Source organism: Legionella jordanis (assembly GCF_900637635.1).
GTDB classification, from domain to species: Bacteria; Pseudomonadota; Gammaproteobacteria; order Legionellales; family Legionellaceae; genus Tatlockia; species Tatlockia jordanis.
Window position 1 is genome coordinate 2123601 of record NZ_LR134383.1, and the last position, 20934, is coordinate 2144534.

Below are 20934 nucleotides of genomic sequence, written 5' to 3' on the forward strand. Positions count from 1 at the left end.
AATGACTGTGCACTTGAAGATACGGGGGTGTGTAAATCACCGGGATTTACAGGGATGTATTTAATGAATAGTGAACTTGGTATTAGAGGGTCATTATTACTTGCATTACTTGATAATTCCTTAATCATCTATTCCTTTACCTCTATGTAATAATACCCAGGTTTTTTGTTCTTTCAGGGCCGAAGTCTACTCGAAAAAAAAGCTTATTTCAATGTTGAACAATTCGCTAAACGGAATAGGAATGGCCCAGGTCTGGAATTATTTCTCTGTTTTTCCTAAAGTAAATTAAACTTACTCCCAGCATAATTAACCAATAAATAAAATAAGTCAGTGCAAAAGCATAACTGGCACCAATCAAGCCGTAGCCTCTGGATAAAACATGGCTAATGATGACAAACAAGATGCTCAAGGTAATTTCAGTAGCGATGTACATTTTTGTCCAGGATTTTGCCAACAGCAGATAAGTCAGCAACCAGCCTGCGATTCTAAAAAAATCACCGACCAATTGCCAAAGGAATAAATCACTCGCCGCCTCAAATCCTTCCGTGTAAAGAATTCGAATGATCAAGTCCCGGCCTGCCTGAATGGAAAATAAAGTTACAGCAATGATTGGCATTAAAATTTTATAAGATTGCCACATTTCCGCTTTTAAAGCTTGATTGGTCTTAAGTTGTGAAAGTCGGGGCAAATAATAAGCCGTTAGAGCCGTGGTAACAAAAAGCAAATAAGCATCGGAAACCCGCAAAACGGCCTGCCAATAGCCTACGAACTCCCAGCCAAATTGATGATTTAAGTCATTTCGAACAATAATTTGGGCAACAGGGACAGTAAGTGCACTGATGATATTCATTAAAGAATAACGGGATAAATCAAGCCAGTAAGTTGTTTTAAACCTAAAAGCCAATAAATGAGGAAACCAATCCTGTCGAACAATGACGAGCAGAGTAATAAAAGCAGCTAATCCCTGGGACAAAATAAATGCCAGTAAAGTGCCTTTGAGCTGAAAATAGACAGACATTATGCTGACCAGTACCATACTAATAACGCTACTGCTTATATTGACAATGACTAAGCGTTTTATTTGTTCAAATCCATTAATTACAGAGCAAAATAACGTATTTATTGCAACAAACAATTGAACAATGGCCAGCCAGCGGATTAAATAATCGTACTCAGCCGCTCCTAAAATTAAGTGGGATAAATACCTGCTAAACATTAAACCCAACAACAGGGTTATTGTTGAAAAAAAGAGAGTATAAGCTGACGCATTGCCCAAAAATGAAATCAAACGTGAGGAGGATAATCGATACTCTGCAACGTATTTGATAACCCCAAGACTAATCCCCCCACCGGCAATCACGGCAAAGATGTTTACCAAGGCCATAAACTGTCCAAGAATGGCCACACCCTCAGGCCCTGTATAGATGGAAACGATTTTAAGACTCAGTAAACTGGTAAGTATCTTTAAAAGAGTAGCAACACCAGACAAGCCAGAGGTTTTTAATAATCTCATCATGTGGTTGTTGTTGGTTGTCCTGCCACTTGGCCTAGGCGAAAATCAGGCATAGCCATTTTTCCCAAATCAAATTGATTGCGGCTTCTCAAATACACGAAGTTTGCAGTTTTTTCCTCTGCCTTTATATCTTTCCCTGAAATAATTTTCTTAAGGAGAAAGTCCAAAGGCAATTCAGTTAAGTCATAGCCCGCAGAATATAAAGGGCTTTTCACTGCGAAAAAGGCACTGAAATTTTTAATAATATTTTCCTGAGTAAATTGATAATTTCTTCGTACATCTGGTTCTTCTATTCTCGAACCATGATCCCCATGAAAAATGATTGTGCTGTTTGCCGTCTCAGGGTTGTTATTCACTACCTGCAAAAACTCAGTTAATAACTTATGTGTACACTCTACCTGATTAAAATAAGCCTGGGTTTTGTTTTGCTGCTCCCCGACATACTGGCACTCTTTATTAAATACATAGGGGGCATGTGGAAGAAGCAAATGAATAAAATAGGCATTTCCCCGCTTTATATTTTGCGCCAGTCTTAACACTTCAGGAAAGGCTTTATAAGCTGCCGTTGACGGACTCAATAAGGTTTCATCATCCTGTTTTGGCAAATCAAGCAATGCCCAAACTTTGCTTTCTTTGAGGCGATTATAAACGATTTCCAGGTGCAATATGGAAAAAATATTTTTAAGTATTGCCACAGACTTAGTTATTGTACCCGTTGAAGGATTGCCCGGGGTTGGCGCAATGTGCTTGTAGGTGACGCAGGTTTTAAAGGCAACATGGTTTTGAGGTTCACACACATCCAGGTAAGAACTTTGCAATACATTAATATGATAACCTTGCTGACTAAGTGCTTTAAACAGTTTATTTTTAATAACGCTGTGCTTATCTTCTTCTGTTACATCATTCAAATAAGGGCTAAGATCGTTTATGGGTTTAAAATTTAAGAAATTTGAAAATGAGGCAATCGAACGCACATCCCTACTGAAGGCTCGGCCAAACACGCGGAAATGCTCATTGATGTATTTATTTTTAATCTGATCCACCAATTGCGGCGCATCCTTGGGATCAACGCCTTCAAGGCCAATGTGCTCATCAAGCACCACTTCGACATAGGGTGGTAAATTACTGTTTGCATCCCGTTCGGGTTGAAATTCTTGAACATGGATAAAACTGCTTTTCGGAGTAAAGAAAGCGCCAATCCAAAGCAAGCCAAAAACCAGGAATACTAGCTCGTCCAATTTGTTCCTAAGGACATATAAAAGGCTGGCTACTGTTGCAAAAAGCACAGGTATCAAATAGCGGTATTTCAATGAAAAAGGCAATACAGGCAGCGTTTTGAACTGGCTAAGTATTAACAAAATAACCAAAAATGACAATAAACTGATCCTTAAGAAAGCCCCTCCATACATCAATAACAAACCTGGAAAGAAGCTTATACCAGTTAACAACAAGTAACAGGTTAATGCTTCGTGACTGGTACTCTCAATGCCATTAGCAGCAAGAAATGAGGTCAATATGGCCGTTAAGAAAAAAGGAAATACAAATAAATAACGCCAATTTGCTTTGAATTGCCCCACCCTCTTATCTCCTCTTCATCAGAAACAGTGTTCTCTGGCTATCATGCAGGGACACTTCGTCCACAATCGTATAGTAGTTAGAGAAAACAGACTTAAAGCCTTCAAGGTGGTAGGTCGGGAAAATATCAGGGCGACTGGATAATAATCGTTGTACTTGCGAATCTTCTTTGGGCACAAACTCAATTATTAAATAATCTGCCAGACTTGAAAACAATTCAGCAATATGAGTTAAGGGAACATTATTGGATATAGCTAAATGGTGTATTAGAGCTAAGGCCATCACCAAATCCGGTGAAGCTCTCTCTTTAAATCCATCACGCTCCCCTTCAGACCAGCCAATATTAGGACTTGGTGCAGTCAAGTCTTGCAACAAGGGAAGAATGGTAACATTTTTTTCTTGTTTAACCTTGATGTAATTGCTTTCAACTGCCACAGGATCAATATCAAAACTGATGACATCAGCCCCTGTTTTTGCTGCAACACGGCTGTAAAAGCCATTATTGGCCCCCAAATCCCAAATGGCTTTGGCAGCCGCCTTATTGACGTACTGCTCAATCACTTGCGACTTATGTTCAGCCGCTTTATCGGTGTAATTGGTTTGGGTGTAGTAATCAGACCATTCTGTTTTAATCGGTTTCCAGCGCTGTTTATTAATTGCCGAGGTTAAGCTGTCTAATAGCCCGAGCAAACCCACTTTAGAAATATTTTGCTTTGAAGTAACTTTTTGCGCTGAATCACTAAATTTTTGTTGTGCTCTTGCATGAACATGGATATGGATAAATAAGGAGAGCGAAAGTTTTGTTCTTGAAGGCAGCAGAGTACTGGCCAAATCCAGCGGAATGCCATCAATAAACTGTTTGCATAAACAGTTTAATCGGACATCCTTGTTTGCCATTAAAGCTAAGGGCGCAAGAAAATGTCTACAGAATTGATTGTATGCTATCCAGGGGGTACCTTCTTCGTAAATAGTCAATGAGCTTGTATCGATTAAAACAGGTTTGCCGCGATAAAATTGAATATTGTAAGCACTGGCATCTTTTAAAATCATGCCATATTCAATTGCTGTTTTAGCGATTTCAAGGGTTAGTAAAGCTGCATCTTTTAATTGTGAAAACGACCATTCATAAGGGTAGGAAATAAAAGGGATTATTTCAGGCTTAATAATCACTTTAGCATGAGGGTTTAATGCCCGTTCATGGCCTACTTCCTCATGTTTTATCAATAGCCCACGCGATGACAGTGCATCATAAAGACCAGACGACATCAATTTCAGATAATCAGGATGGGAAGACTCATAAATTTCCCGGTAAATGACACCGTTTAATTCATAAACCTGAGCTCCCGGATCACGAAAAGAAGAGTTCACGCGTTGTGCGGCTTCTATCTGCTGGTTGCTATCAATAAGTTTCATCTTCATGCGTACTATCTTCCGTTCAGACTAAATTTGAGTGATATAAACAGTTGATTAGGCAGGAACGCTCTCAAGAGCATTACTCCTTCGCCAAAATGGCTTGCCGTGCAACCATTTCAATTCAATGTATTTGTAGGTAAAACACGCGAATGGTATGAGGATACAGACCACGGAATAGGCTGCAGCAAATTTAAGAATAGGACCTGCTGTTTTAATATCCTTGCTCCAGCAAATAGTCACAACAGGCATTAAAACCAGATACTGGAGCAAATAAATGCTGTAACTTACCCGTCCTAAAGCAACGAGTGGACGAATGGTCAATATGCTCGGCTCGCCTAACAATAAGAAAATAAAAGCTGGAAAAAGCAATAAAAAATGCTGATAGGAAAAATTGGGGAAGAACAATGTTAACGATAAAAAAAGCCAAAATAGGATGGAAAATAATCGCTTAATTGAAGCGGAATTCACATTACAAAATGAAGTGATTACAGCAGCGCTGCTGCCAATCATAAAAAAGGGCCAGTATACGGCTCCGGCTTCGTAAAAATCCCGGGCCGCCAACAGGAAAAGAACAGCACAAACCATCATCGCCAATCTGCTGGAATACTGATAAAGATAATATAAAACGGGCAAAAACAGATAAAATTTCCATTCATAACTCAATGACCAGGCCACACCAATCAAAGCTTTGGCATTGAAACCTTCAATCATCAAGTTCCTGTCGCTGATGAAGCCAAAGCTTATGACATCGAGGCAATACTTAATAAACAATGACCATTTCGGAATGTGAACCCCGGCAAAATAAAATGTAAAAACCAGAGTCATTAAACAGGCGAAGAGGTATAGGGGGACTATTCGTCTAATTCGGGATATATAAAAAGTTGCCGGATCAAACTTCCCCTGCCAAGCCCTCTTGGTGAATAAGTAAGCCGTTAACCCAAAAAATATTTCAACACCGAGTAAGCCGAACCGGTTTCCTACATCGGCATATTGAGTCAGATTAAAAAAAGAAAGCAGGTGTTGGTTGATGTGACAGCATACAACCATCATTGCGGCTATTCCTCGTATCCCATCAAGATGAGAATCCCTTTCCGATGAAAGGATTTGAATACCGAATAAACGTGCACAAGGGAGAATTAAGAGTAGAGCCAGAAGAAAACAGCCAGTAAACAGCAAAATCTGTATGGTTATTTGAATCATTGATCAATCTCTACAATCAAAAAGCTCATCCGTTTCTTAATCCATTGTATTAATGATTATGCGGCGACTCAGGACTCTGGCTTTTTTCTTCCTCGGCTGTATTTTGTTTTCTGCAAAACAGCGATTTTAATTTATGCCAATAAGTTTTCAGAACAAAAAGGCCGCCGGTAACCGCTGCAATTGTGGATTGAATGATTAAGCTTCCAGTACCTGGATCCAGGTAGGCGTATGCATCCGTAAACCAAATCAATGACATAAGAGCAAATAAAAACTTGAAATCCTTCAAACCTGAGCTCCTTGAAGATGACGTTTTTTTGGGTGAATCATAACATCAGATAAATAAAAAATCTCTTTTTATTTATCTCTCATAATGCCCCTTTATTCACCGTCAATCATTTTTTCCAGCAAAGAATAGTCGCAAAACGCTGTTAAATAGAGATATACTGTTTGGATGTTTCTAACTTGGAAAGCGTAGTGTCCTTAAAGGCCATGTATAATGAAATTGCAGGCCATTATGCCACAGCCGATCGTTTTGGCTCGATAAGCCAAAGTCATCGAGCAGCGATTGCACAAATTAAACGAGAACATTTGGGGTTAAGGCCACACTATAAAGTACTAGACTTTGGTGTGGGTGACGGTGCATTTTTGGCGCAACTGACACATTGCATGCCTGAGGCCGATTTCACGGGCATTGACATTTCTTCGGAAATGCTGGAGCTTGCTCGCCAGGCCTTAACTTTGACCACCATTGAAGGCAGCGCCACAGAGGCAAGCCGCTTCCTCCCCCATCATAGCCAGGATTTGGTATTGGCCCATTTCATCAATGCCTACATCCCCATTCAGACTTTATTTAATGAAGCCGATCTCCTAACTCGCTCAAACGGCTATTTTTCGCTTATTACCACAACCTATGAATCCTTTCCGGTAGCTCAGCAATACCTTGCCGAATTCATAGCACAAGGAACATTAAAAAGCACGGTTGTAGGACATTATTACAAAGCTCTCACCAAAAATACGACTGTTGCCTCGGGACTTGATGAGTTAAGGCATGTGTTTTCTCAGCATCAATTTAAAATTGTCCGGCATGAGCGCTTATACATTCCAATTGTATTGAACAATATTGAAGAATTAATCCAGTTTGGCATTGAAGGCACCTGGTTCCTCAACAGCTTGACCATCCGCATGCTGCCGAAAAATTTCCTATTAAACCGCATCAAGCGTCTTTTTAATGAAATATTCAGCTTCCCCTATCATGATACCCATATTATTGATGTGATATTGGCTAAGAAATAAACTTAAGTTACAGTAGTTTATGGAAAAGGATTTCTGCCTATAAAGGGAGTTTATATGGTGGCACAAACAATCAAGAGCTACTTCCCGCAATTCAGCATCCGCCAGCAGCAAACGAATAACATTATTTTCATAACGTTCTGGAGCCAATTTTCGGTTTATGCGTTAAACACCATCCTGATTCTATTCCTTACCAGGCCTTTACTAACCCATGGCTTAGGATACTCTCAAGAAAAAGCCTATGCATTTATAGGGATAAGCCAGGCCACAGGCTACCTAATGCCCATTCTCGGTGGTTTTATGGCCGATAAAATCATTGGCATTCGCCGTGCCATTCTGCTAGGCAGTGTCCTATTGGCTCTGGCCTATTTGCTGGTAATGTTAAGCGGATTCACTTTGGTTTCTCATGGCGACACCTTTTTTATCGCTGCTTACGCGCTGATTCCGGTTACCAATTCCCTGCTGATGGGAACGGCATCCAGCATGGTATCGCATATTTATGCCAATGATGCCATTGCAGGGAAATCAGCCATGACTTTTTATTACATGGCCATTAATGTAGGCGGATTATTGGCTGCACTCATTGCGCCAAAGCTGTTAGATAGCCCTTATGGGCCCCTTTCGGTTTTGACATTGGTCTTTATAGGGAAATCCATTGCTGCGATTAATTTTGCCAAGCGCTATTCGCTCTATGACAATGTGCTTTGGGGAAAAGATAAAAGCCCGTTTTCCAGACAAAACATGTGGACCCTAGCCGCTTATATACTGGTTATTTATTTATTCACCTTATATGCCTATTCCCATGTCTACCAAGCCAGTGTGATTCTTACAACGGCTTGCATATTTGGTATTTTATGGTTTTTAAAGAGAACTTTGTCTTTAACTGGCCAAATACGGTCCAAGCAATTGCTGGCACTGTTGTTAATCGCTGAAGCCGTGGTGTTTTTCGTCATTTATAATCAAATGAATAGCACATTGGTGCTGTTCGCAAAAAATAATTCCGACTTGCACTTCCTGGGTTTCACGCTCTCCCCTGCCCAATACCAGATGCTAAATCCTTTATTGATCATTATTCTTGGAACTCAATTGCCTCGTTTCTACGCGCGCTTTCCACGATTCATCATTCCCTACCAGTTTGCGGCTGGTACCTTATTGGCTGGAGCCGCTTTGCTGCTGTTGGCTTTTGCATGCAGAATGGCCTCCAATGGCTTGATCAATGGCAACTACATTGGTTTAAGTTATGTGCTGATCACATTGGCCGAGTTATGGGTTTCTGCCATTGGTTTGAGCATGATTGGCCTGTATTGCGACAGCGAACAAATTGCTTTTGCCATGGGAGTTTGGTACATAGCCTCATCCCTGTCGAATGCCATTTCAGGTCGATTGGCAGCGTTTGTGGCACTTCCTGAGGACAATATATTGCCTGAAGCCAGTATAGGCGTTTATCAGCAGTATTATCTCGGCATAGGTTTAGCTTCAGTAGGCTTAGGACTGGTGATGTTTATTCTTGCAAGATCTTTAACTCAGCGTTTTAAACGACGAAGTATTGAACTTGCCTGATAAGAAATTTAGGTTCATAAGCCTTCGAGTAGCTGCTAAAGGAAACCCTTATGCCTTTAGCAGCTAACTTCGCCCATAGACATCTTCAAATCGGACAATGTCGTCTTCCCCCATGTATTCGCCACTTTGTACCTCTATCATGACCAGAGGAAGGACACCTGGGTTTTCCAGACGGTGTTTATGACCGGCAGGAATATAGGTCGACTCATTGGTGTTAACAAACATTTCCTGATCGCCATTGATGACTTTAGCCATCCCGCTTACCACAATCCAGTGTTCGCTTCGGTGGTAATGCATCTGCAAACTTAAGCTGGCATTAGGCCTTACTTCAATTCGTTTGATTTTAAAGCGTGGCCCCTCTTCCAATACGGTGTAAGAACCCCAAGGCCTATGAACGGTTCTGTGCAGTTTATGGGCTTCATGGCCCTGCTCTTTCAGTTGCAGATAAATGTTTTTAATGTCTTGGGCTCGGGATTTGTCGGCGACCAATAGCGCGTCCGGAGTGTCAATAATAAATAAATTATCGACACCTATGGCACACAACAAACGATCCTGGCTGCGAATATAGCAATCGGAAACGTCTTGCAATAAAGCCTCACCTTCCACGCGATTGCCTCGGACGTCAGGTTCAACCAAATCACCAAGCGCACTCCAGGAACCAATATCACTCCAGCCAATATCACAAGGAACCACCGAAATCGCAGAGGATTTTTCAATGACTGCGTAGTCTATGGAAATATCCGGAACTGCAGCAAAACCATTGCTTTCAAGCTCAAGTTGAAAAAAGCCCTTCCCGCGCGCCGATCTTGAAACCTCCAAACAACTTTTAGTTTTAAGGAGAATTTCCGGACAATGAACTTCCATTTGCGACAACATGGTTTGGGCGCGAAAACAAAACATTCCGGAATTCCAGAGAAAACGGCCGCTCTTTGAATATTCTTTGGCATTTTCAAGATTTGGTTTTTCAACGAAACGCAACACCTGGTTGCCTTGGGCTTCAATGTAACCATAACCTGTTTCGGGTGATTGCGGTTGAATGCCAAACGTCACAATGCGCTCATCAGCCGCTAAATCCAGTGCCTGATTTACAGCCAAAGCAAAAGCTTGCTGATTTGAGATAAGATGATCAGCGGGCAATACCAAAGCCCTTGCCTCAGGTCCATACTCATCATGGATTTGCAAGGCAGCAGCAGCTATCGCGGCAGCCGTGTTACGACCGAAGGGTTCTAAAATAAAAGATAAATTTAAAGCTTGTGTTTGTACCTCGCGGAATTCGTCTTCGGTTTTAAAAAATAAGTCACGGTTGGTAACCGTTAGAATGTCCTCAACCCCTCTTAGGGAGGCTGCACGCAAAAATGTTTTTTGCAGCAAGCTTTGGCCATCAGCCAGACGAATAAACGGCTTAGGGTGTAATTCGCGAGAGACTGGCCACAATCGTGAACCTGCCCCGCCACATAAAATAATAGGAATTAAAGGAACTGACACGATCTTTCCTTATGTTATAAACCTAAGTTATCGCGTTTAAAGACACGGTCAGCTCGATAGCTTGAACGCACCAAAGGACCTGAGGCCACTTCGAAAAAGCCTTTTTGCAAACCGATCTCGCGAAATTGAAGAAATTGCTCGGGGGTTACGTAGCGAGCCACTGGCAAGTGATTTTTGGTGGGTTGTAAATATTGGCCGAGTGTTAAAATATCTACATGTTGAGCTCGCAATTCATCCATTGTTTTAATAATTTCCTCATCGGTCTCACCTAAACCCAACATTAAACTGGTTTTAGTAAGCACGTCAGGACGATATTTCTTGGCATAAGCCAATACATTCAAAGTTTGCCAATAACCGGCGCGATTATCGCGAACAGGATGCGTCAATCGCTCCACAGTCTCTACATTTTGGGCAAAAACATCGACTCCACTGTCCAATAACAGCGCTATGCATGCTTCGATGCCCTGAAAGTCGGGCGTTAGCACTTCCACTTTGGTTTGTGGGCAACGAGCCTTAATTGCCCTTACGGTATCGGCATAGTGCTTTGCCCCGCCATCAGGAAGATCATCCCGATTCACTGACGTCAGTACAACATACTCCAAATTCATTAATGCTACGGTATTTGCTGTGTTCTCAGGTTCATTCGCGTCAAGCCAGCCATGAGGATTTCCGGTATCAACCGCGCAAAAGCGACAAGCCCGGGTGCAAACGGCCCCCATGAGCATGATGGTTGCAGTGCCGTGTGACCAGCATTCACCGATATTTGGACATTTGGCTTCCTCGCAAACCGTAGCGAGCCTGTGTTTTACCACTTGCTGCTTCACTTCCTGATAGGCGGGGGTTGTATGATTGACGATGCGCAACCACTTTGGTTTGGGCAAGCGTTCTGTCAATTGCTCTGTTGATTTAATTCCATCTTTAATGGCAACCACACCCTGCTCAGTGCGATATTTCTGTCCACTTTCAACCACAACAGGAATACTTTTTAATTTACTCATACTAACACCAACCCCATAGGCACTGGCAAAGATGATCCCAAATTGATAAGACTAGATCAAGTTATTTAAAACTTACAATGCAATTACGCCCGGATTGTTTAGCCTCAAACAATGCAGCATCGGCTCGTTTGAACAGGCTTTCGAGATTATCGCCATGTTGAAGGTTCGTTAAACCGAATGAAACGGTAACAAGAATTTTATGGTTATTCATATAAAAAGCATTGCCTTCTATCGCATTGCGTAGCCCTTCAGCCACTTTCACTGCGTGATGCAGTTGAGTTCGTTCAAAAATAAAGACGAATTCCTCACCCCCATAACAAGCAAGAAAATCGACAGCGCGGATTGAAGTGCGAAATATCCTGGCGATTTCCTTTAAAATTTTATCACCAATTAGATGACCACAGTGGTCATTTATTGATTTAAAATTATCCATATTGGCAATTGCCAGAGACAATTCGCCAAAACCGCGTCGCCATCGGTTATAAGCTTCCTGAATACGCTCTTGGTAAGACATTTTATTGGGCAAACCCGTTAGAGGGTCAATGTTATTTCTTATCTGCTCAAAAGAGAGCATGCGCTTTATATCCTCTGCCCCATGTTCAGTTTCTAAAATCTTATCCTGCAAAACCAAAATGCGTTGCTCATAATTTGCCAAACGAGTGAGTTCATTTTCAACATAATGACTCGTGTGGGATTTTATGGCGGCCAAACTTGCATTAAGCTGTTCACTGAGCTGCCCAGTTGAATCTGACTCCTTGAGCACTTGCTTAATGTTCTGAATGTTTAAATTGACCTCTTCTTCAAAGTGTTGCGTTTCTTGTTCAGCTAGCTCAAGGTCAGCGGTGGTTGACCTTAAATATTTATCCAAATCACGCAAATGCTGAGAAAACTCCGAAACAAAAGCTTTCAAGTGATGCTGTTCATGTTGATAGCTGTTTATAACAAGTTCTTTCAACTCATCAACGATGGTTATGAGAGTCTCTTCCGTTAAGTCCTCTTCCAAACTGAGCCTTAGCATTTCCTGCTTTGGTTTAAGGTGCTCAGGAGCTGGTAAATTATCAAGCAAAATATGCAGGATTGCATTTAGTTTTGTGTTGAGATTGTTAACTTGTTTCGAAGAAAAATGGTGATGATGTTGCTCGCAATATTCAATCTGCTTCGCAACTGTGGTGATGCATTCTGTAAGTAATTTGCCAAATTCCTTAATTAATTTTCTTTCATCTGCATCCGTTTTTAGTAATTGCTCCATTTTTTCAAAAGCCGCTTTATCCTTAAATTCAATCAGCATTTCATGCAATAGATTTGCACCCTGGTGGATGAAATCGGTTATTAGAATTTTTTCGTCCTGCCTTTGCTGTTGTAAATGTGACATCACGTCTACCAGGGAGGCTACCCGAGATTGAATGGCTTTGGAGTCTTTATTCTTTTTAAGAGCCTTTTTGAGATCAACTAAATGCTTATCCAAATCCAAATGGATGCCGCTTGGGAGAGTAGTCAATTGGTCAATCGCTTTTTTCAAAACATTGACTTCGGTTTGTAATTTATGACACTGCTTTTCATACTCACTGAGCGTGTGAGCTGATTTCTTTTTAGATTGTTGATCAAGCATCATTCAAATCCTTTTTTTCTCTTCCTTAAGTATTTTTCTGTTTTCTTCTTATGTAATCGAGCATTAATTTGGCATGTGACCCATCACAAAGTGGTGGATTTCTAGTTTGTTTACAACCACAAAAATAGAGGGTCTCTGTAAGTATAGCCCGATATGGAATGGATTGATTGTCGCAACTTTTTTGATCGCAAAGAGGCTGTTGTTTGCTTTTACCGCAGCTGCACCAGTAATAGATCTTTCCTGCTTCAACTTCGTAGGGAATGGGAAAAAAAGAGGGAATTCCCTGTCCAGATTTTTGTTTTTTCACTTTTCTACCCGCTTTTAATTTTAACTTAATGTTAATTTTCTAAACTATAGTTAGTGTAGTATTATTACGAGTGAAGCAACTATGCCATTTCCAACTCTCTTGTCGGTAGACGATTGGAAAAGGAAGACCAAAACGAATCCTGACAAGGAAGCCGAACAGCTCCTAAGAAGCGTGTACAATGCTAGAACCATTTATGAACGCTTTGATCATCTTATTCATTTGCTTCATCATGCTGAATCACAGCCATCAAGCCCTAATCATCAAGAATTAGCTTCTTCAGTCATCGACGTCATTGCTCACATTATTAACGGGAAAGACGCGGAAGAAATTCGAGAAAAAATAGCATTAAGAGAAAAAATTCGTCCCTATGACTCTTTTTTTATGCCCTGGGCTCGTCCACAACCCGGGGATGTAAGCAATGATCCAGTGAACTTGTTTGTAAGTCATCAGGAACGCCCTTCAGAAGAAATTCAGGAACAGTTTAATAAATTTCATTCCAACTTAAAACGCAGTGCCAATCTGTTAAAACTGGGAGGCCGAGATTCAGAAGATAATTTCTGGGCCTATCGCTCAAAGGTTGAAGAGAAGAGTTACTCCGCCGAGGAACTGGAGGAATTTCGAATTCTTCCTTATCAATCCAAACTGATAAAATTTAAAATTACTGGAAAACAAGACGAGAGAAGACTGGGTTTTGATTACGTCTCCACCGATAAATTGGCCATCAAAGCGAAAGACACATTCACGATGCAGGATGAAGATTATAAACAACGTGGCATTTATACCGTTCACTGCAATGGCAGCTTTTTCCTTGGACGAAGCCTGGCTCCAGACCGGACTTCGATATTGTTTGATCCCGAAGCCATTTTGCACCCCTCCTACGCCGACAGTTATTCCCATTTGCCAATGTTTATGGCTGGGCAAGCGGAAATTCCTCGTGGAGAACCGCAGATGATCGATGGTGGCAGTGGGCATTTCAAACCGGATTATGAACAAACCAACCAAGCTATGGCCTTTTTCAGGGATTTGGGAATCATCAATAATCATACAAAAATTCCCTACTTCGCTCTTTCCGAAAATAAACGAATTTATTCGGATCAGAACATGATTGAGTTGACAGCTCTTATCAAGGATTACATCAGCATTAACCGATTAGACCCAAGAAGTGTCACACTCGAGTATATCAAGGCTCACGCCCCAGCTTTACACACTCACTATCAAATGCAATCTTTAATCAATGATGAATGGATGAAATGGCAAAAGGAAAGTTCCGTTATTTTTGACTATCCTTCTGATCGAACGCTTCGCCTACATGAGGTGGTGGAACGGTTTTCCAAGTTTGGCAATTACCGCCATCCTGAAAAAACACTTGCTCTGCTGCAAAATGTTCAGGAGGCAATCAACAACTGGAACCAATTCCATGCCATTTCTGGCCGCAGCTCCCGAAGGCAGGAAGCTGTTAATAACCTGGAGAAACGAATCCAGGAGCAAATGTGCTTTTATAATATGCGGCTTATGTTCAACGAGCGCCAAGAAGATATCCCTGTTCTGTATAAGAGAATCGTGGATGATTTTTTAACTGGAAAAACAGGGTTGAAGGAGATGATTAGTGCCCTCCAACAGCAGCTTCATTCCCGAGAATATGGCTTTTTCTCCACCAGCCTCAAACGTGAACAAGATTCAGCCATTAAAGACATCTTGCAAATCATCGTAGATGTGAACGGGGCCGACACCAAACGATTGAAAGAAATTAATCAATCCCTGGAGGAGATCAGGCTGGGTGGCCCAAAGTTAGAGGTGGCAGCACTTCAATAAACCTGCTCTAGAAAAAGAGCGGATCCTTTGAGCGAAAGATAACAGCAGCAAGGATAGCTACGGCCAACACCAGCACTGAAATGCCAAAAACTGAGAGCCAGACCGGATAAATTACTAGTAAAAGCGCTGTCAATAACAGCAACAGTTGCGCGGTTTTGCTTAAGGTTTTACTGTGTCTTTTAACCCGATTTGCCCTGGGCAACCACCCGAAAATCAACATGGCAATCAGCAGGGGCATGACATATATCAGTTGGTAAATGATTTCCAGCAGAATGACCTCTGCTTTGGAAAATGGCTGATTAACTCGCCACTGTTCAAAAATAAGAGAAAAATTAGGTAGACAGATTTGCATAAAGGCCTGTATTGCCAGCGCACTCAATACCACCAACATTAAAAAAGCATAGGGCCTTTGGCGGGTTAAATTGCGAAAATAATTCAAGGCGTATGCAGCCAATGCTAAACCAATGAAGGCTGCAGGCAAGCGCATCCAGCTCAACCACTGGATGAACAGGGCATTTGGAATTTGTTGTAAGGCATGCATCAAAGCCACAGCAAAGATAAAACAGAAACCCGCAACCACTTTTAGTCGCGGATTGTCAACTAACCATAAAAAAGCAAACAAGGCCAGAAAACAAAAAAGGGAGCATGGATTTAAACTATCACTTATCGCCATCAATACAATAAAATTGGCGGCCGAAGGATATTCAGTAATGCTGTTTTCATACCAGTTGGCATTGGCCCATTGGCGCAAAACCTTTGTTGTTGTTTCAGTTAACTGACCATTTTTCTGTACTTCGTCTCGACAAAAGGTTAAAGCCCGCAACAGAGTTTTCCCGGTGCTTTGTGCATCCGCAAAACTGATCCAGTGTGAATTGCAAAAAAAGAACGCAGGAACGCTAAAATTACTGCTGTTTTGTTGCACAAGAAAATTATTAAAAGTCGCTAAGGCTGATTTATCGGTGTTTATGAAGTATCGATGAACCTCAAGCCAGGGAGAAGCTTCAAGAGTCTTGAAAAATTCATCCGCCTTATGGCAATAAGGACAGGTAGAGGATAAAAATAAATAAACCGGTATCTTAAGTTGCTTGTCGGTTTGCTTAACCCATGTGGAAGTCGAATCTTTTGCCCAGGAAGCGATCAAAAAAAGACTCAAGAGAATGCTAAAAAAACACTTTAGTATCAGTCGCATACTCAAACCCTTCATTCATAATGCTCCACTATACATTATTTTTCAGGAGTGACAACCCAATCACTGAGATGAATGCGAGACAGATAGCTTAATAGGTGTGAATATAATTTTCTAACTGCTCGATGACGCGAGTCTTATCTTCCAGCAGGTGAAGCAGCAAGTCCCCAATAGAAAGAATGGCAACAATTTCACCTTTGTCTTCAATCAGTACATGTCTTCGTTTGGTTTGGGTGATGACTTCCATCGCTTTTTCAACGGGATCAAATAAATTTAATAAACTTACTGCGGTAAAAGCTATATCCGCTGCGGGGGTACTAAAAGGATTCAAACCATTATAAAGACAGGCGCGCAGCACATCCCGCTCGCTAACAATACCGTAAAGTTTCTCTTCATCCCTTACAACCAGCGCTCCAATATCATCCTCAGTCATTTTTTTAACGCATTCAGCAGCTGTAAGGGTTGGGCTTACGTAAATAATAGAACGCCTGGGTTGTGGCAAAGCTGAAAAAATTAGGTGAGCCATAGTAAAACTCCCAATCCTTAAAATGGGGATTTCATCCATTCTTATTTAATATATAGCACAATCAGTTTTTACATTTTCTATAATTTGTACAAAATGGATTATTTTTCGCTTATATTCTGCTATCATTGTATTAACTTGCTACATTTAATTATATATTGATCAATTGTGACCAAAAATGCCAAATACTGTCCATTTGTTTGATTTTGATCAAACCTTAACTGTCAATCATACTTTTAAACACACGGAAAGAGCCTTATTTCCCAATGCAAGTGAAGCGGACATGTATCAACTGGGAAAAGAGGAGTTCGATAGAAATCGTAAACCAGGAGCTGAATCCTTCTTCATCCATAATGATCAACAAGCCTCTGCCATTGCAACCTTCCACAATAACCCCAGCATGGTGGCCGGGTTTCTTTCCAGAATGCTTGGAGATAAAGAATTCACACCTGTAAACACTCAATACTCTGGACCCTATGCTGTCACAACATATCAGGTGAAAGGATCTAATACACCTGTCTTAGTAAGCTGGATCAATGCTTCCAGTGCGGATGAATTTAACGGTACTATAGCCACTCTTCAGCAGCAAAACATTCATAAAAATGGTCAGCTGAGCTTTTTACATCAATGCATGTCGAATCAGAATATCATTCAACCTACAACGGACATTCATTATTTTGATGACAGCCAGGCCAATATAATTGCCGCGGAATCCTTGCCTTTTAGAGTCCAGCGACATCAGGTCAGTTACGATCCAACATTTGATTTCACAAACATTGGTCCAACCGCGAATCAGGTTGTCCAGCCACTCCAAAGCAATCCTACTCCTGTCGCTGCCAATGCTGCCATGGGACAGGCCCAATGGCCGAATAATCCTAATCTGGCCTCTGGGTATAGCTTTGGGGTTGCGCAGGCAAATCCTTACCAAGTCCCAGTTACCCAGGGCAATTTTGTCCAACCCATGACGAATTATGTTCAGCCAATGGCGCAAACGCCTGAAGTCAACCCAGCCTCCTACTATGCCATTGGTCAGCAAGCTAATGCTTATCAGGCGCAGGCCATTTTGGCAGCCAATGCTGTTCAATCCACGCCAACTAATTTTGCACAGCCGATGACGGGAACGGCTCCTGTAAATCCGGCTTCCTATTATGCTGTGGGGCAACAAGCCAATGCATACCAAGCACAGGCCATTTCGGCAGCCAATTCTGTTCAACCCACGGCAACTAATTTTGCGCAGCCGGCGACCGGAACGGCTCCTGTGAATCCGGCTTCCTATTATGCTATTGGGCAACAAGCCAATGCATACCAAGCACAGGCCATTTTGGCGGCCAATTCTGTTCAACCCACGGCAACTAATTTTGCGCAGCCGGCGACCGGAACGGCTCCTGTGAATCCGGCTTCCTATTATGCTATTGGGCAACAAGCCAATGCATACCAAGCACAGGCCATTTTGGCGGCCAATTCTGTTCAACCCACGGCAACTAATTTTGCGCAGCCGGTGACCGGAACGGCTCCTGTGAATCCGGCTTCCTATTATGCTATTGGGCAACAAGCCAATGCATACCAGGCGCAAGCTATTTGGGCAGCCAATGCTGTTCAACCCACGCCAACTAATTTTGTGCAGCCGATTGCGCAAACAGCACCTGTGGACCCAGCTTCATATTATGCTATTGGACAACAAGCGAATGCTTATCAAGCGCAGGCTATTTGGGCAGCCAGTGTTCACAATCAGGCCATTGGAGTCACTCCTTCATCTGGAATAGGCTATCCACAACCCAGCACCTCTTACCCTGGAAATGCTCAGGCTCAAACCAACCCAGAGCCAAAAAGCAACCGGGCATCTACAGCTGTTTTAGCTGACAATGATGAAGCACACCTTTACACCATAGCTTCACCTCAATCTAGAGGAGCAACTAACAATGCAACGCCTAAGTCCACTCCACAGGAAAATAGTGAAGCACACCTTTACACCATGGCGTCACCTCAATCTAGAGGAGCAACTAACAATGCAACGCCTAAGCCCGCTACACAGGAAAATAGTGAAGCACACCTTTACACCATGGCGTCACCTCAATCTAGAGGAGCAACTAACAATGCAACGCCTAAGCCCGCTACACAGGAAAATAGTGAAGCACACCTTTACACCATGGCGTCACCTCAATCTAGAGGAGCAACTAACAATGCAACGCCTAAGCCCGCTCCACAGGAAAATAGTGAAGCACATCTTTACACCATGGCGTCGCCTCAATCTAGAGGAGCGACTAACAACGCCACACCTAAGCCGGTTTCGCAGGATAATAGTGAAGCGCACCTTTACACCATGGCTACACCTCAATCTAGAGATGCCGTGAATCAAGCAGTCCCTACATCAAAAACGCAAAATGTCACTGGAACGCCATCTCAGGCATCGCCAAACCCTTACATGTCTAACAAAGTCTCCGTTCATCCTGAAACACAAAAACAGGATGCGAATTTAAGTCAGGCTGCAACTACTACACAGTCCTCCTCAAAAAGGGAGAAAATAAACCTGTCTGACTCCGCAAAAAGAAGAATTGCCACTCAAATTTTGGCTTCCTTGCATCCCAAGCTTAAAAGTGATTGGAAAGAAAATTCTGCAAATAACCAGTTGTTCTCCCCCCTTATGACAAGCAAACTGCCGAATTAGTAATGAGCGAGCTCAAAGCTCAACTTGCAGTAGAAAACGATGGCATTAGCCTTTATGAAAGTACAACTGCACCTGGACAATGGCGCGTTAAAATTGAAGGGCAAGTCCTTGAAGATAAGATATTCAATTCCCCCGCCTTAGCTGGTTCAGTCACTTCGATATACCCGACTCACCTGGAAGATAGGATGCCTGCGCTTATGACAGACACAGTACTGCCAGAGTTATTTTCAGGTTCAAAGTTTCAATACCCACATATTGGTAGTGGATTAGTGTCAGAATCATCCATTTGCCCGGTTCAACCAGGCCTTACTTCGATTCAGGCAGGGCAAAAGAAATTAGAAAGCGTTTTCAACCGAGAGGGAGAGCTGGCCGAAGCCAGCAAACACCTGACTTTATACAATGCAAGTTCCCGTGGAAGGTATTATTACTCAGATGAGAACGAAGGAAGTGGTTGTGGATTACACATTTCTGACCCAAATGCCTTGGTTAATTCCAGCCCCACTGTGCAAGTTGCCTTAGGCAAAGCGTTTGCAGCGCAGTTTAATTTTGGCAAACAACAACAAGCAGTCCAGAGCGCTACCACTCAAAATAAAGCAGACACACAAAACCATGCGATGGGACCAATTGGTACTCCAAGTCAAACTCAAAGCCAGACTCATGTTATGTGGACTCCACCGAATCCTCAGCCAGCAACTCAGAGCCAGACTCATGCCATGGGAGGGGCAAGAGGCGCTTCATCCCAGTCTGAAAGCCAGACTCATGCCATGGGAGGGGCAAGAGGCGTTTCATCCCAGTCTGAAAGCCAGACTCATGCCATTGGAGGGGCAAGAGGTGTTTCATCCCAGTCTAAAAGCCAGACTCATGCCATGGGAGGGGCAAGAGGTGTTTCATCCCCGATTAATGCCATGGAATCGATGAATACTTCCAGCCATACGCCTTCGCAGACTCATGGCACAAGTAGACAAGGCCCTAGCCACAGTCAACCGTCTTCCTCGAATTTTGACATGAGCAAACAAGGCCCCACGACTCAATCAACGCCAATCCGTGGCATGAACAGAGAGGGTCCAACTCAAAGCCAAACATCCTTCCCAAATCCTGCCATGGGGCCGATTGGTACCGCAAGCCATACTCCCTCCGAAACGCATAGCAAGGCAGCAATCGGTCATACGAACCAGACAAAGTCCCATGCACAGGTTACACAAAAACAAAGTGCTACCCCACCTCAAGTAAAAGCTACAGGCGCTGTTGCAACCCAGGCTAACCATTCTGATGTTTCATTGAAGAATCCATCATCGATTAAAACAAAGGCACCCACGAATGCAGCGTCGAGGCAGATTACGCAAAATATGAAGGAACAGTTGCAGCAAACCAAAAAAACTGTTTCCACCAATGGAAAAGAGGCTTCGCAAGGTAAAATAAGTCAACTGTTGGGAGAACTTGAACAACATATTAAAGGGCTTCAATCCAGCTGGAATCCATTCATGCGCAGCCCCGAAAGGAAAATTTCAGCCTTGGGAGAGTTGAAAACGCTTCTGCAAGACCCTACAAACCATGGCAAACAAGTTGGTGAAGTGTTAAATACCTGGCTTGAGAAGAACCAGAACGTCATTAACCAACATCGATTAAAGTTTAAAGCCGAAGAAAGAGAAGAAAAAACGAATACGGCTCAATTCATTGAGAACCTAAAAAATGCCTACGGTACAGAAGAGGTCAAAAGCGAAGAGCAGATCTCTTGTAATATGGGCTCCCAATAAATTCACATTAGAAGAAGCTCTGCCCCTCCAAAGAAAGGGCAGAG

At 42.4% G+C, this 20934-nt stretch carries 16 protein-coding genes; 5 read left to right on the forward strand and 11 right to left on the reverse strand.

Features of this window, described 5'->3' with window-relative positions; all coding sequences use genetic code 11:
• Positions 1 to 226 precede the first annotated feature (226 nt).
• The 5 genes from EL203_RS09445 to EL203_RS09465 are packed head-to-tail and all read right to left on the reverse strand — an operon-like array spanning position 227 to position 5987.
• On the reverse strand, positions 227 to 1516 hold the full coding sequence (locus tag EL203_RS09445; protein WP_058469785.1) for an O-antigen translocase: 1290 nt from the start codon (positions 1514 to 1516) through the stop codon (positions 227 to 229).
• Entirely contained in the window at positions 1513 to 3090 is a 1578-nt protein-coding gene (locus EL203_RS09450; protein ID WP_058469786.1) for a sulfatase-like hydrolase/transferase, read from the reverse strand. The genes EL203_RS09445 and EL203_RS09450 overlap by 4 nt, the downstream gene beginning before the upstream one ends.
• Before the next feature lie 4 nt (positions 3091 to 3094).
• Positions 3095 to 4507 carry a methyltransferase domain-containing protein gene (locus tag EL203_RS09455; protein WP_232003928.1) on the reverse strand — a complete coding sequence of 471 codons (1413 nt, stop codon included), beginning with the start codon at positions 4505 to 4507 and terminating at the stop codon, positions 3095 to 3097.
• A gap of 48 nt (positions 4508 to 4555) precedes the next feature.
• Positions 4556 to 5701: an acyltransferase family protein gene (locus EL203_RS09460; RefSeq protein WP_058469788.1), complete on the reverse strand. Its 1146-nt coding sequence runs from the start codon at positions 5699 to 5701 to the stop codon at positions 4556 to 4558.
• A 49-nt stretch (positions 5702 to 5750) separates the two neighbouring features.
• Positions 5751 to 5987 (reverse strand): hypothetical protein, encoded by a 237-nt coding sequence (locus tag EL203_RS09465; protein WP_058469789.1) that lies wholly within the window; start codon positions 5985 to 5987, stop codon positions 5751 to 5753.
• A gap of 188 nt (positions 5988 to 6175) precedes the next feature.
• Between EL203_RS09465 and EL203_RS09470 the strand changes: the two genes are divergently transcribed.
• Both EL203_RS09470 and EL203_RS09475 read left to right on the forward strand, forming a co-directional pair.
• Positions 6176 to 6994: a class I SAM-dependent methyltransferase gene (locus EL203_RS09470; RefSeq protein ID WP_058469790.1), complete on the forward strand. Its 819-nt coding sequence runs from the start codon at positions 6176 to 6178 to the stop codon at positions 6992 to 6994.
• Between the two features lie 54 nt (positions 6995 to 7048).
• Positions 7049 to 8551, forward strand: a complete 1503-nt coding sequence (locus tag EL203_RS09475; RefSeq protein WP_058469791.1) for a peptide MFS transporter — start codon at positions 7049 to 7051, stop codon at positions 8549 to 8551.
• A gap of 63 nt (positions 8552 to 8614) precedes the next feature.
• Here EL203_RS09475 and EL203_RS09480 read toward each other — a convergent pair whose 3' ends face one another.
• The 4 genes from EL203_RS09480 to EL203_RS09495 form a co-directional block, all read right to left on the reverse strand.
• The gene (locus EL203_RS09480; protein WP_058469792.1) at positions 8615 to 10036 is read right to left on the reverse strand and encodes a mannose-1-phosphate guanylyltransferase/mannose-6-phosphate isomerase; all 1422 of its coding nucleotides are present in this window, start codon (positions 10034 to 10036) and stop codon (positions 8615 to 8617) included.
• Positions 10037 to 10050: 14 nt separating this feature from the next.
• Positions 10051 to 11034: a lipoyl synthase gene (gene lipA, locus EL203_RS09485; RefSeq protein ID WP_058469793.1), complete on the reverse strand. Its 984-nt coding sequence runs from the start codon at positions 11032 to 11034 to the stop codon at positions 10051 to 10053.
• A 61-nt stretch (positions 11035 to 11095) separates the two neighbouring features.
• Complete coding sequence (locus tag EL203_RS09490) at positions 11096 to 12646, reverse strand: GGDEF domain-containing protein (protein WP_064108340.1); 1551 nt, start codon at positions 12644 to 12646, stop codon at positions 11096 to 11098.
• A gap of 22 nt (positions 12647 to 12668) precedes the next feature.
• On the reverse strand, positions 12669 to 12950 hold the full coding sequence (locus EL203_RS09495) for a CDGSH iron-sulfur domain-containing protein (protein WP_232003930.1): 282 nt from the start codon (positions 12948 to 12950) through the stop codon (positions 12669 to 12671).
• A gap of 81 nt (positions 12951 to 13031) precedes the next feature.
• Between EL203_RS09495 and EL203_RS09500 the strand changes: the two genes are divergently transcribed.
• Positions 13032 to 14762: a hypothetical protein gene (locus tag EL203_RS09500; RefSeq protein WP_058469795.1), complete on the forward strand. Its 1731-nt coding sequence runs from the start codon at positions 13032 to 13034 to the stop codon at positions 14760 to 14762.
• A gap of 7 nt (positions 14763 to 14769) precedes the next feature.
• Here EL203_RS09500 and EL203_RS09505 read toward each other — a convergent pair whose 3' ends face one another.
• Both EL203_RS09505 and EL203_RS09510 read right to left on the reverse strand, forming a co-directional pair.
• Positions 14770 to 15951, reverse strand: coding sequence for a thioredoxin domain-containing protein (locus tag EL203_RS09505; RefSeq protein ID WP_082888215.1), 1182 nt, complete (start codon positions 15949 to 15951; stop codon positions 14770 to 14772).
• 88 nt (positions 15952 to 16039) lie between these two features.
• Positions 16040 to 16474, reverse strand: a complete 435-nt coding sequence (locus EL203_RS09510) for a CBS domain-containing protein (protein ID WP_058469797.1) — start codon at positions 16472 to 16474, stop codon at positions 16040 to 16042.
• A gap of 175 nt (positions 16475 to 16649) precedes the next feature.
• Here EL203_RS09510 and EL203_RS09515 point away from each other — a divergent pair, with 175 nt between their 5' ends.
• Positions 16650 to 19136 carry a hypothetical protein gene (locus EL203_RS09515; protein WP_126320112.1) on the forward strand — a complete coding sequence of 829 codons (2487 nt, stop codon included), beginning with the start codon at positions 16650 to 16652 and terminating at the stop codon, positions 19134 to 19136.
• Between the two features lie 2 nt (positions 19137 to 19138).
• On the forward strand, positions 19139 to 20890 hold the full coding sequence (locus tag EL203_RS09520; protein ID WP_126320113.1) for an SEC24 family transport protein: 1752 nt from the start codon (positions 19139 to 19141) through the stop codon (positions 20888 to 20890).
• The last annotated feature ends 44 nt before the right edge of the window (positions 20891 to 20934 follow it).

Excerpts from the sequence above, each read along its gene's own strand:
- EL203_RS09445 (WP_058469785.1), bottom strand. The coding sequence starts at position 1,516 with ATGATGAGATTATTAAAAACCTCTGGCTTGTCTGGTGTTGCTACTCTT.
- EL203_RS09455 (WP_232003928.1), bottom strand. The coding sequence starts at position 4,507 with ATGAAGATGAAACTTATTGATAGCAACCAGCAGATAGAAGCCGCACAA.
- EL203_RS09460 (WP_058469788.1), bottom strand. The coding sequence starts at position 5,701 with ATGATTCAAATAACCATACAGATTTTGCTGTTTACTGGCTGTTTTCTT.
- EL203_RS09475 (WP_058469791.1), top strand. The coding sequence starts at position 7,049 with ATGGTGGCACAAACAATCAAGAGCTACTTCCCGCAATTCAGCATCCGC.
- lipA (WP_058469793.1), bottom strand. The coding sequence starts at position 11,034 with ATGAGTAAATTAAAAAGTATTCCTGTTGTGGTTGAAAGTGGACAGAAA.
- EL203_RS09490 (WP_064108340.1), bottom strand. The coding sequence starts at position 12,646 with ATGATGCTTGATCAACAATCTAAAAAGAAATCAGCTCACACGCTCAGT.
- EL203_RS09500 (WP_058469795.1), top strand. The coding sequence starts at position 13,032 with ATGCCATTTCCAACTCTCTTGTCGGTAGACGATTGGAAAAGGAAGACC.
- EL203_RS09505 (WP_082888215.1), bottom strand. The coding sequence starts at position 15,951 with ATGCGACTGATACTAAAGTGTTTTTTTAGCATTCTCTTGAGTCTTTTT.
- EL203_RS09510 (WP_058469797.1), bottom strand. The coding sequence starts at position 16,474 with ATGGCTCACCTAATTTTTTCAGCTTTGCCACAACCCAGGCGTTCTATT.
- EL203_RS09515 (WP_126320112.1), top strand. The coding sequence starts at position 16,650 with ATGCCAAATACTGTCCATTTGTTTGATTTTGATCAAACCTTAACTGTC.
- EL203_RS09520 (WP_126320113.1), top strand. The coding sequence starts at position 19,139 with ATGAGCGAGCTCAAAGCTCAACTTGCAGTAGAAAACGATGGCATTAGC.